11 protein-coding genes and 1 pseudogene are annotated in these 16,852 nt (G+C 68.2%); 9 read left to right on the plus strand and 3 right to left on the minus strand.

What is annotated here, in order from left to right; translation table 11 throughout:
• Positions 1-2 precede the first annotated feature (2 nt).
• The 4 genes from ACIA5G_RS47860 (at position 3) to ACIA5G_RS47875 (ending at position 3,935) form a co-directional block, all read left to right on the plus strand.
• The gene (locus ACIA5G_RS47860) at positions 3-1,118 is read left to right on the plus strand and encodes an epoxide hydrolase family protein (protein WP_395936105.1); all 1,116 of its coding nucleotides are present in this window, start codon (positions 3-5) and stop codon (positions 1,116-1,118) included.
• Between the two features lie 406 nt (positions 1,119-1,524).
• Positions 1,525-1,785 carry a hypothetical protein gene (locus ACIA5G_RS47865; protein WP_395936107.1) on the plus strand — a complete coding sequence of 87 codons (261 nt, stop codon included), beginning with the start codon at positions 1,525-1,527 and terminating at the stop codon, positions 1,783-1,785.
• A gap of 100 nt (positions 1,786-1,885) precedes the next feature.
• On the plus strand, positions 1,886-3,103 hold the full coding sequence (locus ACIA5G_RS47870; protein ID WP_395936109.1) for a cytochrome P450: 1,218 nt from the start codon (positions 1,886-1,888) through the stop codon (positions 3,101-3,103).
• Between the two features lie 76 nt (positions 3,104-3,179).
• Positions 3,180-3,935: a LuxR C-terminal-related transcriptional regulator gene (locus ACIA5G_RS47875; protein WP_395936165.1), complete on the plus strand. Its 756-nt coding sequence runs from the start codon at positions 3,180-3,182 to the stop codon at positions 3,933-3,935.
• 41 nt (positions 3,936-3,976) lie between these two features.
• Here ACIA5G_RS47875 and ACIA5G_RS47880 read toward each other — a convergent pair whose 3' ends face one another.
• Positions 3,977-4,555, minus strand: a complete 579-nt coding sequence (locus ACIA5G_RS47880) for an RICIN domain-containing protein (protein WP_395936111.1) — start codon at positions 4,553-4,555, stop codon at positions 3,977-3,979.
• 250 nt (positions 4,556-4,805) lie between these two features.
• Between ACIA5G_RS47880 and ACIA5G_RS47885 the strand changes: the two genes are divergently transcribed.
• From ACIA5G_RS47885 to ACIA5G_RS47900, 4 genes are all read left to right on the plus strand, one after another.
• Entirely contained in the window at positions 4,806-6,023 is a 1,218-nt protein-coding gene (locus ACIA5G_RS47885) for a twin-arginine translocation signal domain-containing protein (RefSeq protein WP_395936113.1), read from the plus strand.
• 27 nt (positions 6,024-6,050) lie between these two features.
• Entirely contained in the window at positions 6,051-7,439 is a 1,389-nt protein-coding gene (locus ACIA5G_RS47890) for a hypothetical protein (protein ID WP_395936115.1), read from the plus strand.
• A 64-nt stretch (positions 7,440-7,503) separates the two neighbouring features.
• The gene (locus ACIA5G_RS47895; RefSeq protein WP_395936117.1) at positions 7,504-10,524 is read left to right on the plus strand and encodes a tetratricopeptide repeat protein; all 3,021 of its coding nucleotides are present in this window, start codon (positions 7,504-7,506) and stop codon (positions 10,522-10,524) included.
• A gap of 437 nt (positions 10,525-10,961) precedes the next feature.
• A complete protein-coding gene (locus ACIA5G_RS47900) occupies positions 10,962-11,384 on the plus strand; it encodes a hypothetical protein (RefSeq protein WP_395936119.1) in 423 nt (140 codons plus the stop codon).
• A 41-nt stretch (positions 11,385-11,425) separates the two neighbouring features.
• Here the strand turns inward: ACIA5G_RS47900 and ACIA5G_RS47905 are convergent, their stop codons facing one another.
• Positions 11,426-12,667: a hypothetical protein gene (locus tag ACIA5G_RS47905; RefSeq protein ID WP_395936121.1), complete on the minus strand. Its 1,242-nt coding sequence runs from the start codon at positions 12,665-12,667 to the stop codon at positions 11,426-11,428.
• A gap of 277 nt (positions 12,668-12,944) precedes the next feature.
• A pseudogene (locus ACIA5G_RS47910) lies at positions 12,945-13,268 on the minus strand (lysine 2,3-aminomutase); the annotation flags it as partial.
• 3,436 nt (positions 13,269-16,704) lie between these two features.
• On the opposite strand from ACIA5G_RS47910, the gene ACIA5G_RS47915 reads away from it, so the two are divergent.
• Positions 16,705-16,848: a hypothetical protein gene (locus ACIA5G_RS47915; RefSeq protein ID WP_395936123.1), complete on the plus strand. Its 144-nt coding sequence runs from the start codon at positions 16,705-16,707 to the stop codon at positions 16,846-16,848.
• Positions 16,849-16,852 lie beyond the last annotated feature (4 nt).

A 16,852-nucleotide genomic window follows, 5' to 3' on the forward strand; every position in this document is an offset into this window, starting at 1 on the left:
GCATGCCGACTCCGTTCGCCCCGCAGACCGCCCCGGCGGTGCTCGAAGACCTCCGCACCCGGCTGCGCGCCACGCGCTGGCCGGACGCGCCCGAAGACGCCGGGTGGTCGATCGGGGCGGACGTCGGCTACCTGCGTGAGCTCGTCGCGTACTGGGCGGACGGGTTCGACTGGCCCGCCCGGGAGGCGGAGCTGAACGCGATCCCGCGGTTCACGGTCTCACTGGGCGGCCACGAGATCCACTACGCGCACGTCCGGGCGGCCGGTCCGGCGCTCCCGCTGGTGCTCAGCCACGGCTGGCCGGACTCGTTCTGGCGGTACACGAAGGTCATCCCGCTGCTGACCGACCCCGGCGCGCACGGCGGCGACCCGGCCGACGCGTTCGACGTCGTCGTGCCGGACATGCCGGGCTACGGGTACTCCTCGCGCCCGGCGACGCCGCTGAACTCCATCGCGGTCGCGGGCCTGTGGGCCGAGCTGATGACGCAGCTGGGCTACGAGCGCTTCGGCGCGGCGGGCGGCGACATCGGCAGCCACGTCAGCCGCTACCTCGCGCTCGACCACCCCGACCGGGTGGCGGCCGTCCACCGCACGGACGCGGGCGTCCCGGTCTTCACCGGCGACCCGGCGGAGCTGACGCCGGCGGAACGCGAATGGCTGTCGAGCGCGGCGGCGTGGGGCGCTTCGGAGGGCGCGTACGCGGCGATGCACCGCACGAAACCCCAGACGGCGGCGACGGGCCTGAACGACTCACCGGCCGGGCTGGCGGCGTGGATCGTCGAGAAGATGCGCGCGTGGAGCGACGGTTTCCGGTTCACGCAGGACGAGATCCTGACAAACGTGACGCTCTACTGGCTGACCGAGACGATCGGCTCGTCGATGCGCATGTACCGCGCGAACTCGGCGATCACCCCGGCCCAGCTCGCCCGCCGCGTCGAGGTCCCGTCCGGCTTCGCGCTCTTCCCGGCCGACATCGTGCGCCCGCCGCGGGAGTGGCTGGACCGCACGGCGAACACCGTCCACGTGGCTGAACCACCGCGGGGCGGGCACTTCGCGGCGTTCGAGGAGCCGGAGATCTACGCGCAAGAGCTGCGGGACTTCTTCCGCCCGTATCGGTGAGCGACGGCCATAGGTGACAGATCCCGGTCAGTTCCTTCCCATCGGTCCCCGGCCGCGCAGATCACCTCCGGGACAAGGGCACGGGGGTGGTGGTCGCGGCGGCGGCCGTGGCCATCGCCAGTGGCGCGGGCAGCGGCGCGGCTTCTTCGGGCGGGGCTGCGTCCGAGGCCTTGGCGGGCAACAGCGCCGGCGACGTCGTCGACTCACGGCCGGGCCGCTCGCTCGAGACGCGCCGAAGGGCGTGAGTCGGACGAAGCGCTCAGCCAGCTGAAGTTCAAGGAGCTCAAGCGCGGCCCGGCGGCTGGAGCGCGCGCGGGTGACTGCGTCGTGGCGGCGTCAGGCAAGGTGCGGAACTTCCTGGTCGAGACGCCGTGCACCTCGCTGGACCGGTTGCTGCTGCGGTCGGGTGCGGGTCGGCTTCCGGTCGAAGAAGCAGGCGACGGCGTTCGAGCGGGTCGAGGCGGTGCAGGGGAGCGGCGACGTGCGGCCGCTGGAGATCGCGGCCGTGCTCGGGATCGCCGGGGTGTCGATGACCGGGCTGCACTACCGGTCGCGCCCGGAGGGGTACGGGATGGTCGTCGCCGAGGCCGACACCGCGACCGGCCACGTCGACCGCGCCACCCTGGACGCGCTCGCCGATGTCGCGGCGTACCTGCCGATCAGGTAACCGGTCCTGCCATCCGAGTGAAGCCGCGGCCCGGACCCTGCCCCGGTGGGGGAGCCAACGACAAGACTGCGGGGACCGTTTCGCCACCGGAGGGAGCACCATGTCCGCAGACGAAGCCCTGCTGTCCCTGTCCACCCCGGCCGGGCTCGCCGATCCGTACCCCGTCTACGCGAAGCTCCGCGAAGAAGCGCCGATCTTCCGCAGCGAAGTCTTCGGCGGCTGGGTGCTCAGCCGGTTCGCCGACTGCCAGCCGGTGCTCGCCGACGGCGAAACCTTCCTGGTGCTGGACGCCCAGTGGCGCGATCGGCACATGCCGGGCTGGCGCGACAACCCGGCCATGGCGCTGCTGGCCGACCTCCTGCCGTGGAAGAACCCGCCGGAACACACGCGTGAGCGACGGCTGCTCATGCGGGACTTCACCGTCCGGCGCGTCCAGGCGCTGGAGCCCGCGGTCCGCCGGGCCGTCGACCGGGTGCTGGACCGCTTCGCCGACGCCACGGCGGACGGGGCCACGGCGGAGTTCGTCAGCACGGTGCTCTACCCGCTCGGGATGGCGGTGATCGGCGACCTGGTCGGCGTGCCCGAAGCTGACCACGACCGGCTCCGCCGCGTCACCGACCTGATCGGCAAGCAGGTGAACCCGGCGATGTCGGCGGACCTGCGCGCCGAGGTCGACGCGGCCGCCGTCGAGTTTCGCGCCTACTTCGCGGACCTGATCGCCCTGCGGCGGGCGGAACCCCAGGACGACCTGACGTCGGCGCTGCTAGTGCGGCCCACCGCCGACGCGGAGCTGATGTCCGAGGAGGACGCGCTCAACTCGCTGCTCGTGCTGTTCGGTGGCGGTTACGAGACGACCGCGGGTGCGCTGGGCATCGGGATCCACGCGTTGCTGACCCATCCGGACCAGTTCGCCCTGCTCACGGGTGATCCCGGACTGGCCGCCGGCGCGGCCGAGGAGATGCTGCGGTGGGACGGGTCCGCCCAGATGAGCCAGCGCGCGGCCGTCCGGCCGACGGTCCTCGGCGGCGTGGAGATCGCGGCCGAGGACGTGATCGTGATCCTCAACGGAGCGGCGAACCGCGACCCCGCGCGTTTCGCGGACCCGGACCGGTTCGACATCACCCGCGACGCCGGCCGAGGCCTGTTCTTCGGCCACGGCCTGCACCTGTGCCTCGGCGCAGCCCTGGCCCGGCTGGAGATGACCGTGCTGCTCGAACAGCTCGGCAAGCGCTTCCCGACGTTGCGGATCGCGGGCGAGGTGGAGCGACGCCAGAACCCGGCATTGCGCGGGATGGTAGCGCTGCCACTCACCCGGTGACCGCGGTCTTTCCCTTTCACGTATCTGAGCGGCTGCCGGCGGCTCTGATTACCGGGCACTGACTGCGGGGAGGGTGATGAGCGTCGACTTGTGCTCGCGAGACCTGCGCGGGGCACTGGACGTGGTGCGCGAGGTGAACGAGGACGGGTGCGACACCATCGTGCCCGCGGGCGCGCTGAAGCGGATCGGTGAACTGGTCGGGGCCGACGACGTCGGGTGTCTGTGGGGCGTTGGCGCGACTCACCGGTTGCTGGGGGTGGTCACCGGGCAACCGGGGCACCTGATGCGTGACCCGGGGTTCGGGCAGATGATCCGGCGGCATCCCGGGTGCGTCGGCTACCGCACGCGGCAGGTGCCGGTGGGTTCGCCGGTGGCGCTCAGCGATCTCGCTTCGACCCGGGATCTGCTGCGGACCCCGTTCTACGTGGATCTCTACCGGCCACGCGGGGTGACGGACGAACTGTTGTGCATGGTGCCGGTCGGCGGGCCGCACATCGGCCTGCTGTCGTTGTACCGCTCACGGCTGGGCTTCTCACGCCGGGACAAGGCCCTGGTCGGTCTGCTCGGCCTCCATATCGCGCAGGTGCTCGGACGCCGCGCTGCCCAGGGAATGCCGTGGACATCGTTGCTGTCCAAGCTCACGCCGCGAGAGCGGCAAGTGGCGGGGTGGGTGTCGCGCGGTGCCACCGACCGGGAGATCGCCCGCGCCCTGGCCGTCAGTCCTCGGACCGTCCACAAGCACCTGGAGAACGTGTATCGCAAATTGGATCTGACACACCGGACCGGACTGGTCGCCGCGCTCGCCGGCCTGCCCGGCGCTGAGCAGGCATGACGCGCGCCCCGGCAGCCCACGGCCGCCGGGGCGCGCCCCCGTCAGGAGCTCAGCAACCGCCAGAGCTGGTTGTGCGGCTCGCTGGGCAGGCAGTCCCACAACTGGACCGGCACGCCGTTGCCGGTCGGGTTGGCGACGCCGGTGTCCACGTCCAGGCAGTTGGACGCGTCGTAGGCCGGGCGGATCCAGTAGTAGAAGTCGTTCGACACGAAGTCGAAGTTCCACCGCTGGTTCGACAGGCCGGTGCACGTCCACTGCCCGACCTTGGTCCCGTTGGCGGTGCCCACGCCGGAGGCGTCGAGGCACTTGCCGCTGAACAGGGACTTGACGGTGTAGGTCCCGTCACCGTTGTCGATCAGCCGCCACAGCTGGTTCTTCTGTTCCGGGCCGAGGCAGTCCCACTGCTGGACGGGCACGCCGTCGGCCTTCGGGTCCACGGCAGCGGTGTTGAGGTCGAGACACTTGCCGGTGTGCCGTACCCGGATCTGGAAGAACACCGTCTGGATTCCTTGTCCTACGGCCTGCTCGCTGTCCGATGTGGACTGGGCGGCCGCCCCCGTGGCCGAGGCGCCGCCGATCCCGCCGAGCGCGATTGCCGCCACGACCAGAAAGCGGCCCATGCGCCTGGCACCATGCGAAGTTTTCACCTGGATTTCTCTCCCCGTAGATGATCGCACCGGTCGTTCTCGATCCGGCACACCAATGTCACCAAGGACGAGAGCCCGGGACCATTCGCAATTCTGCGTAGCCCATCCGCGCACCGCTTCGGTCGCGCCTGCAGCTCACGACCCCGTCATGACAGGTGTCATGGGCCGGCGGGCGTCACCGGGATGACATCGAAGTGACGCAGGCCTGCGGCATGGTGTCCCCATGGTCGAGTTCTATGGGGGCCCGATGCGTGGTTACGGGCTGAGCAGGCGGACCCTGCTCAAAGGTGCCGCGGTCGCGGGCGGAGCGTTTGCGCTGGGCGGGTTGCTGGGGCCACTGGAAGCCGCCGGACAGCCGGCGGTGTCGACGCTGCCGCGGCTGGCGACGTTGTCGCACGGCTATCCCGCCGCGCTGGACACCGGGCGGGCGTTGGTCGCGTTCGCCATCGGAGACGGCCACAGGATCTGGCACCGGTGGCTGCCGGCGGGCGACTCGTGGACCGGCTGGCGGCTGCTGCAGAACGGTCCTGAGGTCAAGGGGCGCCCGATCCCGCTGCTGAACGCCAACGGGGCGATGTCGGTGTTCGCCACCGACAAGGACGGCAAGATCTGGACCGGCTGGCAGGCGACCGAGGGTGGCGTCAACTGGAGCTGGACGAACCTGGGGAGCCCGTCCTCGAGCGTCACCTTCGTCGAGGAGCCGTTCCCGGTGCTGAACATCGACAACGCGATGTCGCTGTTCGCCAGGGCAACCGACGGGCGTATCCACCACACGTACCAGCGAGGCCGAGGTGGTGCTTGGGCGGGCTGGCAGGCCTTTCCCACTGATGGGGTCGGCCGGCCCTGGGCCGTCATCGGTCCGACCGGCGGCATGGTCGTGTTCGCGCGCGGAGCGAATGGCGGCGTTGTGCACCGCTGGCAGCGCTTCGCCGGGGACACCTTCAGCCCGGCCGGCAACTGGGCCGCGATTCCCGGCACCATCGCCATCAACGAAGACGTGACGGCGATCGTCAACCCGACCGGCGCGATCACGGTGTTCGCCGGATCGGTGAACGGCGTCGCGTTCACCTGGCAGAAGAGCGCGGGAGGTGACTGGCTCGGCTCGTGGCAGGAGTGGACCGAGCACAAGATCCTCGGCCGTCCGTCGGTCGTGGTCGGTCCCACCGGCGGCATGGCCCTGTTCGCCAAACGAGCGGGTCCGACGGAGGAGAACCACCTCATCCACCGCTCCCAGCCTTCGTGGGGCGCGAACTGGTCGGCATGGGACCAGTTGGAGCCCGTCACGACCGGGGAACCGTCGGGAGTCCTCGGCGCCGACGGCAGATTGTCGGCGTTCGCCAGGACCGGGACGGGCGAGATGGTGTACCGCGCGCAGGACAGCCCCGGAGGCTTCTGGCCGATCCGGTCGGTCTTCTTCAACGACAAGCTGGAGGTGGGCTGACCGATGCCGTTGCCGACGAATTTCAGCATGGCCGTCGCCAGGGACAATCTGCCGGTTCCCAACAACACGCCGATGGGGGGCTACGGGTGGAGCACGGACCGGCGTGCCGACGGCTCGGTCGCCAACCCGCTCAGGGTCCGCTGCGCGATCATCGTGTCGCCCCAGGGGCAGCGGGTGGTGTTCCTGCAGGCCGACGTGATCAGCATCCCCAGACCGGTCTACGAGCGCATCCTCGCGGAGTTGATGGAGTCCGGGGTGGTCAGCGCCCCGGAGAACTTCGTGCTCGCGCAGAGCCACACCCACGCGGGCCCGATGGTCGGTGCCAAGCCGGATCCCTACGTGCTGCTGGGGAGTACCGGGGCAGCGGAGACGACCGAGCAGTACACGGACGACGTCTTTGTACCGTTCCTCGTGAGTGTGGCCGAACACGCGCACGCCCTGCCGCTGGTCGAGGTGACGCTCGGTTACGCGGAAGGGTTCGCGGAGATCGGGCTCAACCGCCGCAGGCTGGCCTGGACCCCCCGTGAGGTTCCGGTCCTGGTCGCTCGGCGCGCGGACAACCGCGACCTGTTCGCGGTGCTGGCCGGGCACGCCTGTCACCCGGTCTGCGCGACGTGGATGAGCCGCACGCTGGACGCGGACTACTGCGGCTACGCGATGGACGAGGTGGAGAAGCGGCTGGGAGAGACGAACGTCCCGGTGATCTTCTTCCAGGGAGCGGCCGGCGACATCAACCCCAACGATCCCCCTGATGGCGTGAACAAGACTGCGCTCGCTGCGGAACGGCTGGTCGCCGCCATCATCGCGACCGTCCGCAACGCCGCGTACTTCCCGATCCACGGGCCCATCACGACCGACATCCGGACGGTCGACCTGAACTACGCGGTCGACCTCGACGACGAAGACGAGCTCTCGGAGCTGACCCTGAAGTACCGTGCCCGTGCCAACGGCTCGCCGGGTGAGGAAAACGGGACCGGATACCGGCACGCCAAGCAGATGCTTGCGGAGCTCGACGCGGGCGACGTGGTCAACCACATGCCCATGACCATCCAGAAGATCGACCTCGGCGGCCTGACCATCCTCACCATGTCGCACGAGGTGCTCAGCGGCTGGCACGTCGGAACCAAGGCCAAGTGGGCGGCGAAGAACGCCACACCGTTGTGGGTCATGGGGTACGCCAACCACATCGACTGCTACGTGCCGGCCTTCGACGTGCTCAGCGCCGGTGACGGCGATGATCCCAACTACGGCGAGGCCGGATGGAAGAACGGCGACCCGAAGATGATCGGACCCGGCACCTTCGGGCACTCGTACTCGTTGATCGCGCCGCTGAACGCGGGGTCGAGCCCGCAGGATCCGAGCGGTGTCGAGGGCACCCTCGTGCCGCACATCGACGGGCTGCTCGGCCTGGCATAGGCCCAACGGAGTAAAACCCCGGCACCCTGTCCTGTGGTCCGGCACAATCCTCAACCATCGATCGGTGGAGGATTGGGTGGGCTACGAGTTCAGGGTGCTGGGGCCGCTCGAGGTGCTCAGCGACGGTGTGGTCGTGCCTATCGGCGCGGCCAAGCTGAGGTCGCTGCTCGCGACCTTGTTGTTCCGCCACAACGAGAACGTCTCCGCCGACGAACTGGTGCACGCGCTGTGGCCGGACGGCTCTCCTGCCGACCCGCGCCGCGCGGTCAACACCTACGTCATGCGGCTGCGCAAGTCGCTGGCCGCCGGGCTCATCCAGACGACCCACGACGGGTACCGGATCGAGACCGACCTGGATTCCCTCGACCTGGCGGCGTTCCGGCTCCTCCTCGCCCAGGCGCGTGCCGCACCGGATCCGGCCGAGGAGCACAAGCTGCTCAGCCGGGCGCTGGGCCTGTGGCGAGGCACTCCGCTGTCCGACGTGGACGTCGAACCGGCCGGCCTCGCGGCGCTGGTTGAGCACCACCTCGCCACGACGGAGCGCCGGATCGAGCTCGACCTGGACAGCAGGCGCGCTGCCGACGTGACCGGAGAACTGAGGACTCTCACCGCTACGTACCCGCTACGGGAACGTCTGTGGTGCTTGCTGATCCGCGGACTGCACCAGGCCGGCCGGACCGGTGAGGCGATCGAGGCCTACCACCACGTCCGGCGGTTGCTCGCCGACGACCTGGGCATCGACCCGAGCCCCGCGCTGCACCAGAGCTACCTCAGCACACTCGGCTCCGCCCCGCCCGCACCGCCCGCCACCGTATGGCACCTGCTGCCGCCCGACCTGTGCGACTTCTCGGGCCGCATCGAGGTCATCGACCAGCTCACCGCACGGTTGACCGCGCTGGGCATGCCGATCATCACGCTGGTCGGGCCACCCGGCATCGGCAAGACGGCGCTCGCGGTGCACCTGGCGCACCGCCTGGGTGCCGCGTTCCCGGACGGACGGCTGTTCGTCGACCTGCGCGGCTACGCCACCCGGCCGCCGGTCAGTGCGGAACAGGCCCTCAGCCTGTTCCTGCGCACGCTCGGCGTACCGGCTGAGACGGTCCCGCTCGACCACGACGGGCAGCTGACGTTGTTCCGCTCGATGCTGTCGGGCAAGCGGGTACTGGTGGTGCTGGACAACGCGGCCGACGCAGATCACGTGCGTGCGCTGCTGCCCGCGACGTCCGGCTGTGCGGTGTTGGTGACCAGCCGCGACGAGCTGCGCGGTCTCACGGTGACGCACGGGGCGCGCAGGGTCGGCATCGACGTGTTCACCACCGACGAGGCACAGGCGTTGCTGGTGGAGGTGCTGGGCAGCGAGGCGGTGGACCTCGAGCCGCAGGCCGCGGCGGAACTGGTCGAGCTGTGCGCGTCACTGCCGCTGGCGTTGCGGATCGCGGCGGCGAACATCGCCGGGGCGCCGCCCGGTTCGATCAGCCGTCAGGTCCACCGACTGCGCGAGCGCCGGTTGGCCGCGCTGGTGGTCGACAACGACGACATCGCCGTCAGCAGTGCGTTCGACCTGTCCTACACCGCGCTCGAACCGTTGGCGCAGCAGGTCTTCGGGCTCTGCGGCCTGGTGCCGGGTCCCGACGTCACGCCTGAGATGATCGCCGTGATGGCCGGCGTCGACCCGCACACGGCGGCCATCACATTGCGCACGCTGGCCGCCGGTCACCTGGTCCAGCAGCAGGCGTCAGCGCGCTACCAGCTGCACGACCTGCTCCGGCTCTACGCCGCGGAACGAGCCGCGGCCGGCGACGCGGTGCACCGGCTGCTGACCTGGTACCTCGGCGTGGTGCACACCGCCGCCGACCTGCTGTACCCGGAGATGGCCCGGATGCGGGGGCCGCGCGCCACCACGCGGTTCGACAGCGCGTCCTCCGCATTGGCGTGGCTGGACGCCGAGCGCCCCAACCTGGTCGCCACCATCAGGCACGCGGCCGAGCGCGGCCCCCTGCCGTTCGCCTGGCAGCTCGCGGACGCGCTGCGCGGCTACTTCTGGATCCAGACCGACGGCATCGAGTGGCGGGTCGCGGCGACGTTCGGGCTGCGCGCCGCCACCGTCGCCGGCGATGAACCGGCGAGGGCGGCGATGTGCCACAGCCTCGGCACCCTCTACGCGGGCCTCTGCGAGTACCCGGCCGCGATCGAGCACTACGAGCAAGCGCTGCGCATCGCGCGGGAACACGGAGTCCGGTCGATCGAGGCGGCCGCCACCAACAACCTCGCCATCGCACTGCAGGACCAGGGCCGGCTGGACGACGCCGTCCGCCACTACGAGAACGCGCTCGGGTTCGGCGAACACTCGGCGGCAGCGGTCACCGTGCGGGTGAACCTCGGTTCCGCCTACTGGGAGATGGGCCGGCTCGCCGATGCTCGAGCTCAGTTCGACGGAGCGCGATCACTGTTGCGCCACGGAGCATCCCGGCAGGCCGAGGTGGAGCTGCTGGACGGGTTGGCCCGCCTGCTGCTGGACGAGGGCGACCACACTCACGCCGCCGGGCACGCACAGGACGCACTCGAGCTCGCTCTTTCAACCGGTCAGCCGCGCCTGGTCGCAGAAGCGCACAACACATTGGGCACGGCAGCGTTGCGCGGCGGGCGCACCGACGACGCGATCACCCACCACACCAACGCGCTGCGGACGGCGGGCAAGATCGGTTTCGGTCGCGCCGAGGTGTCGGCGGTGATCGGCCTCGCCAACGTGCGGCGCGTAGTGGGCGACCTCGACGAGGCGCTGGCGCTGTGCGAGCAGGCGCTGAGACTCGTGACCGTGACCGGGCTCACGCTGCGCCGCGGCCGGGTGCTGCACGCGCTGGCCCAGGTGCACTTCGACCTCGGCGACCACGAAGAGGCGCTCGACCTCGTGCGTCAGGCATTGAAGGTGCACCGCGAGACCGGCCACCGGCTCGGTGAGGCCCGCTCGTTGCAGTTGCTTGCGAACCTGGTGGCACGGCTACACGGTGCAGACGCCGCAACAGAGCACCAAGCAGAGGCCGACGCGCTGTTCGCGGCGATGGGTGCCGCCCATCCACCGCACTAGCGTCGATCGGCGCCGCATGCAGATGCACCCGCCGTGCACGACGCCGGACCGCACCACCCACCCACGAAACCCAACGCCGTGTTGCGCACGTCGCGCCGGTTCCGCTTACCGGACCGGAGTGCTCTTCCCGGAGCCTGCAGAAGCCGCACCCGAGGACTCAACCGAAGGACCGGCTCGAGCGTGAGGGGGTCGGGCGGGTCCACGCGGTCCGTCGGTTCACCAGGGGAGGAAACGTGCGAGCAGGACCGAGGCTGCTGGCCGCCATGAGCGGGCCGGGTCGGTCACCCGGCAGCGCCCTTGCCCGGCTGCGTATGCCCAGGGCGGGGTCCTCGCGGCGAACCGCTCCGGCTTATCCCAACCAGAAATGGGGAGGAAACGATGAACCAACTTTCCATCCAGATAAATTGCATTCATAACCTGCGAGCGGGGGAGAACCGATGAGAAGGATCGGCATGATCGTGTCGGCTGCGGCGGTAGTTCCCGCTCTCGTCGCTGGGCCCACAGTTGCCGCAGCGTCACCGGCAAGCGCAGACGCCTACCCCACTCTCAACTTCCTCCTCAAGGACGGCACGGGTGGCTACTACTCCGGTACGGTCACCTTTTACAACCGCTCAGTCGGCGTCATCGGGTCGTTCAACGCCAGCGGCTGCGAGCGGGCATACGCGACCTCGCTGGTGGACTTGAAAGCGCTCGACGAGAGAAGCACGAGCCTTCACTGCGATGTTATCACCTCGGGAAGTTTTTCCCTTTCCGCAGACGTTCCCGGTGGAGCGAATCGTGTCTACCTCGCCATCAAAAGCGAGTATGGGAGGGTCTACGACTTCACGAATTGCTGGCGTGACACCATGATCTGCAACTAGCACTGCCACTCCCTGACGGTGGCTGCTCGACAAATGACGTCTCAGGAAGCGCCGGGCACGCCGAGCTTCCAGAACACGAACGCCGGCTCCTGGCGCACCTTGGCTTCCCGGCGCAGGCCGTCGCGGACCGCGGGGCCGAAGCCGAGGAGGCTCGAGAGGGCACCGAAGATCGTCGCCGCGGGTGGTGCGGCGCCGGCCATCCCGCCGGCGACGGCGAAGCCGGCCGTGGCCAGGACAAAGGGCAGGTCACGCAGCAGAGTGTTGCGCCGCATGGCTTTCTCGATGACGCGGATGTTCGGCCGGAACACCTCGTCGAAGACCCGGGCGACGTCCGCGGAGAACTGCTCATCGTCCGGATCCGAGCCGATCAGGTCTTCGGTCAGCGCGAGGTGCCGCCGGAAGGCGTCGAACGCGTCGTCGTTACCCCGGATCGTGAGCAGGTCCAGCGTCGGCACCTGTTCCAGGACCGGCCGGGTGAACGTGTCGACGAAGGACAACAGCCTCGTCCCGGGATGCAGGCCGTTCATCGCGTCCCGGGCCAGCCGCCAGTACGCGTCGGACGTGCTCCAGAACGTCCCGTCGACCGCTTCCGCGTGCAGCAGCCCGTTCCACGTGGTCAGGGACTGCAGGGTCAGCCGCGGCTCGACGGTGAAGCGGGCTATCTCGGCAGGACCCATGCCGAACTCCGTCCACAGCTCACGGTCCAGCTCGATCTTCGCCTGCTCGGCCAGCAACGGCAGCCGATACTCAACCCACTGCGGATAGCTGTGCACGTCGCAGCCGAGCATTTCCAGGTAGTCGCCGAGGTGATCGGTGACCGCGCGCACCACCGCGGTCACGGTCTCCTCGGCCGCCATGCGCAGCGGCCGGAACACGACGAGCCCGGCCCGTACCAGCGGCAGCACGTCCCACATCCGCTCGAGCTGGGTCGCCAGGTGAGCCAGCAGCCGGGTGCCGGTCTGCCTGCCGAAGGTCCGCCGGTAGAAGTGGGCGAACCGCTTGATGTGGTCTTGCACGTATAGCAGCGGGTCGTCGCAGATCACCAGGTCGGCGACCAGCACCGCGCTCTTGACCTCGGCGGACCAGTCGCGCCAGGGATCGAGGGCGATGACGGCGACCCGGCCCGGTTCCGGCCGCGGCTCTTGGCCGGGCGCGGGCAACCCCGCGTAGTAGGCGCGGAGCCGCTCCAGCACCGCTTCGGCATCTTCGCGCTTGCTCAGCGACAACTCGAGTTCGGGGAGCAGTTCGTCGAGGAACCGGCTGTACTCGCTGTCGGCGGACATCAGCGACCCCGGGCGTAGTCGGGTCCGGCGACGACCTCGAGGGTGATCAACGGGGAGGTGTGATCGGCCGGCACCGGACGGCTGAAAAGCACACGCATGCAGGCACTCTACGGTGGGAAACGCGGTGGCAGGGCAAGTCCGGGTGATCTTTGATCCGCCGGTGTCCGCCACTCGGCCACTGCACCACCTGACCAGACCAAACACGCGAATAGGCCGAGGGGTGCCGCGCGGCCCCGATCGGGCTCCGCGGCACCCCTCGCACAGTGACGCGTCGGAGTCAGCTGGACTGGTTCGCCCACCAGGTCTGGCCGGCTTCAGGCAGGGTCGAGATCGGGTCGTAGTACGGGTACTGCCGGTTCAACGCCTCCGGGTCGTCCAGCTCGATGCCGGTCCGGTAGTTCTTCGTCCAGTACGAAATCCCCAGCTCCCGGTCGTAATCGGCCAGCTGGTGCACCCACCGCTTCCCGACATACGGCACGTCGCACACGATGCGCGGGGTCGCGTACCCCGGCAGGTAACCCATGATCGAGTGCTGCAGCTCCTGCGCCTCGTGCACCGACACCCGCCAGTGCTCGGCGTTCGGGATCATGTCGCACGTATATCAAAGCTCTGGAATTCGCGCAGCCGAGCACAGGTTGAGCTGCGAAGTTAGCGAAGGTAAACGTCCATAGTGGAATCCTGGGCCGTTTCTGGGCCGTTTGCGGAAGAGGTGATCCGGTCAACGCCGACGGACGACGGGTGTCAGTCCCACGTGCGCTGTCACGCTCGCCGGGCGAACGGACTCTTGAATGATAGGAGCTACTGTGTGCCTGCGCCATCGCCGGACCATGTGCAGATGGGGTCAGGCGCGCCGATCTTGTTTGTCGACCTTGCGGTCGGTGGGCGTTGCGCCCGTGGCGTGCATCGGCTCCCTGAGTTCATGGACGGATAGTCGTGGTTGCCCTGTTGCGAGGCCCGACGGCCGCTGACGGCACTACTGACAGCTAGATCACGTTGAGTATTCAGGTGTTCTGCGTCACAGTGGGAGGTTTATGGACGACTGGGCGATGCCCGTGTGAGAACCGGTGTCGTACGCGCGCCGGCGGGAAGCTTGGGAAGCGACGGGTGGCGCCAATGCTGCCTGACCCGACCGTGGACTTCGCGCGCGGGCGGATGTCATGTTGCCGCTGAAGCCGGTCAGTCGCGTGCCGGTGCCGACGCTCAGGCTGGAGACTTGGCTGCCGTCGCGCGGCTGTGAACCGGGGAAGCATTGCGACCGCATGGACAAGGTGACCGGGCGTACTGGATAGGGCTGTGACCCGGTTGGTCCGGATGGGGGATGGTGAGGTGAAGATCGACATCCTGTCTCGCGTGCACGTGCTCTACCAGCGTAAACCTGATACGACGGCTTTGTTGTCGATCTTCTCTACGCGGCGATGTGCGGTGCCGTGCAGGGGGTCTGCGTTGTTGCTGGTCAGAGCAGGTGGTCGGCGGGGTAGGGTGCCGACCGCAGTCACGCCGAAGGGCGTATAGAAACTCTCCAGCATGTGCCGCCGCAGATAGCAGGTCACGTGTCGACCGCAGCCACGCCGAAGGGCGTATAGAAACGACTTACCGCTCGGATTTGCTCCCAGCATGCCGTAGTGTTGGCCACAGTCATGCCGAAGGGCACAATGCCGACCGCAGTCACGTCGCAGGGCGTATAGAAACAGCTTCACCTTGGCGCAGTCGCGGTACCACTGGTTCTGATGTATCGACCACAGTCACGCCGAAGGGCGTATGGAAACCTGACCAGAAAACCGTTTAGGAACTGGTGTAGCGCCGCACGTAGTCACACTGAAGGGCGTATAGAGACCCGACGGCTCCGCTGTGGGACGCCTTCCGTCACCGTGTCGACCACAGTCACCCCGAAGGGTGCCTGAATACACTTATCTCGATGCCGGCGTTCAAAGGAGGCCAGGCGAGGCGGGGCTATGGCAAAGGGGCGCGGACCAGCAGACGAGAGTCGGTTCGGCCGGACCTGACTACCGGACCGACCACCACGACTTTGCCGCCGTACTGGAGCCCCAGGGCACAGCGGGTGGGGCAAAGGGTGTCGTGGCTCCCTGTGCGCGGCGTGGTCGGCAGGCCCGTGGTTGTCGAACCGCACCAGCTGCATCGTCGCGTAACGATTTGACGGCGGGTTCGGTGGTGGTGAAACCGAGGTCAGCCTGCCGCCGACTTCGGCGGTGTCCGCGCGGCGCGGACGGAACGCTGGACGGAGTGTGGTGATGTCGAGTTTGTGGGAGATGCCGGTTCCCGGCGGCGTGCTTGATCGGCGCCGGTTGTACGGGTTGCTGGCGTCGTGGCGACACGGACGGTGATGCGTGGGTGTCGCGGGTCCCGACGGTCGGGATCGGGTGATTGACTTCGTCGACCTGCCCAGCTTCCGTGGGCGACTCGCCGGGAATGATCAACGCCGGCATCGACGCGGTTCACCTGGTGCCGTTGTGTGCCACCCGGTCGGTCCAGCTGGGGGATGGTGAGGTAAAGATCGACGTCCTATCTCGCGTGCACGCGCTCTACCAGCGTAAACGTGGTACAACGGCTTTGTTGGCGATCTTCTCTGGGCGGCGATGGGCGGTGCCGTGCAGGGTGCGGTGTTGTTACTGGTCGGAGGCGTGGTCGGCGGGGTAGGGTGCCGACCGCAGTCACGCCAAAGGGCGTATAGAAACAGCGAGAGGGAGAGGAAGTCGTCGGGGTTGTGACGACCACAGTCACGCCGAAGGGCATATAGAAATAGGCTGCTGGCCGAGGCGCGGGATGAGAACCTCTCAGCCACTCGCGAAGCCGTGCACTGTTCCGCCGCTGGTGCTGGTCAGACCGCGTCCCGCTGGGTAAGGTGCTGATCGCAGTCACGCCGAAGGACGTATAGAAACCACTCCTCGAGCGACTCGAAGTGGTCGAACAGCCAGCGGTGCCGACCGCAGTCACGCCGAAGGGCGTATAGAAACGTGAGTTCCTGGTACCGGGTGTTCGCCTGGGCGCACAGGTACCGACCGCAGTCACGTCGAAGGATGAATATCAACTCGACGTGGATGCTCTAATCCGTGCTGTAACTGGTCCCGGCATTGCCGACGTCGGCGACCAGTTCACCTTTGGCGGAAACGCTATCGAGTTGGCGTCGATTTTTGTCGTTTCTCCCCGGACCTACAGGCATGTCACTAATTGATACACGAAATTTCGATATTCACTACACGCGGTTCACCTGGTGCCGCTGTGTGCCACGTGCTGGTCGAAGACCGTCGTGCTCGGCCAAGCCGACCTCGAGCCCGAGCGGCCGTATTGGATCGCGCTGTGACCCGGTTGGTCCGGTTGGGGGATGGTGAGGTGAAGATCGACATCCTATCTCGCGTGCACGTGCTCTAGCAGCGTAAACGTGGTACAACGGCCTTGTTGGCGATCTACTCTGGGCGGCGATGGGCGGTGCCGTGCAGGGGGCCGCTGTTGTTGCTGGTCAGAGGCGCGTTCGGCGGGGTAGGCTGTCGACCGCAGTCACGCCGAAGGGTGTATAGAAACGTCAAGCCGAGGCCGGACACGATGTCCTTGCCGACGGGTGTCGACCGCAGTCACGTCGAAGGGCGTATAGAAACTTCTTCTGACCACCGGTACCGCCGTACTGCTTGCTGCGCCGACCACAGTCACGCCTAAGTGCGTATAGGAACAGCGACGGGTCGCCCGTGAAGGTGCACTCCGCCTGATTGCCGACTGCAGTCACGCCGAAGGGCGTATAGGAACCGAGGCCCGATCTTCGAGTAAGGCCAAGTATGAGATCATCGGTCGAGATCCTGGAGGAATAGGAGACTCCGGAGGCAGCGTTATCGTCGTGATCGGAACACCCTGACATGCCGCAGACAGCGCGTTCTCCCGACCCTCGACAACCAGTGGTCAGTTGAGCGCACACGGGTTAGTTCAGAGAAGCCTGCATCCGCTGTCCCGTCCTGCGCGTTGATCCGCGCCAGCGGGGGCGGCTCGCCGAGATCGTCCGCAACCTCGTCGAGCGCATCACCGAAGCCCGGATGAACGGCTGGTTCGGCGAGGTCGACGGCCTCACCGTCAGCCTGCACGCCGCCACTGCCAAGCTCTCCGAACTGGACCGCACGATCGCGCGCGCCCGCGACGGCGGCCCGGTCAGGATCGGGATGCCCATCCTGCGGTCATGACGAC

It is taken from the genome of Amycolatopsis sp. NPDC051758, from assembly GCF_044453095.1.
Classification (GTDB): Bacteria; Actinomycetota; Actinomycetes; order Mycobacteriales; family Pseudonocardiaceae; genus Amycolatopsis.

Coding starts and splice junctions, on each gene's coding strand:
- ACIA5G_RS47875 (WP_395936165.1), top strand. CDS start 3,180: ATGAGCGTCGACTTGTGCTCGCGAGACCTGCGCGGGGCACTGGACGTG.
- ACIA5G_RS47885 (WP_395936113.1), top strand. CDS start 4,806: ATGGTCGAGTTCTATGGGGGCCCGATGCGTGGTTACGGGCTGAGCAGG.
- ACIA5G_RS47890 (WP_395936115.1), top strand. CDS start 6,051: ATGGCCGTCGCCAGGGACAATCTGCCGGTTCCCAACAACACGCCGATG.
- ACIA5G_RS47900 (WP_395936119.1), top strand. CDS start 10,962: ATGAGAAGGATCGGCATGATCGTGTCGGCTGCGGCGGTAGTTCCCGCT.
- ACIA5G_RS47880 (WP_395936111.1), bottom strand. CDS start 4,555: ATGGGCCGCTTTCTGGTCGTGGCGGCAATCGCGCTCGGCGGGATCGGC.
- ACIA5G_RS47860 (WP_395936105.1), top strand. CDS start 3: ATGCCGACTCCGTTCGCCCCGCAGACCGCCCCGGCGGTGCTCGAAGAC.
- ACIA5G_RS47915 (WP_395936123.1), top strand. CDS start 16,705: ATGAACGGCTGGTTCGGCGAGGTCGACGGCCTCACCGTCAGCCTGCAC.
- ACIA5G_RS47870 (WP_395936109.1), top strand. CDS start 1,886: ATGTCCGCAGACGAAGCCCTGCTGTCCCTGTCCACCCCGGCCGGGCTC.
- ACIA5G_RS47905 (WP_395936121.1), bottom strand. CDS start 12,667: ATGTCCGCCGACAGCGAGTACAGCCGGTTCCTCGACGAACTGCTCCCC.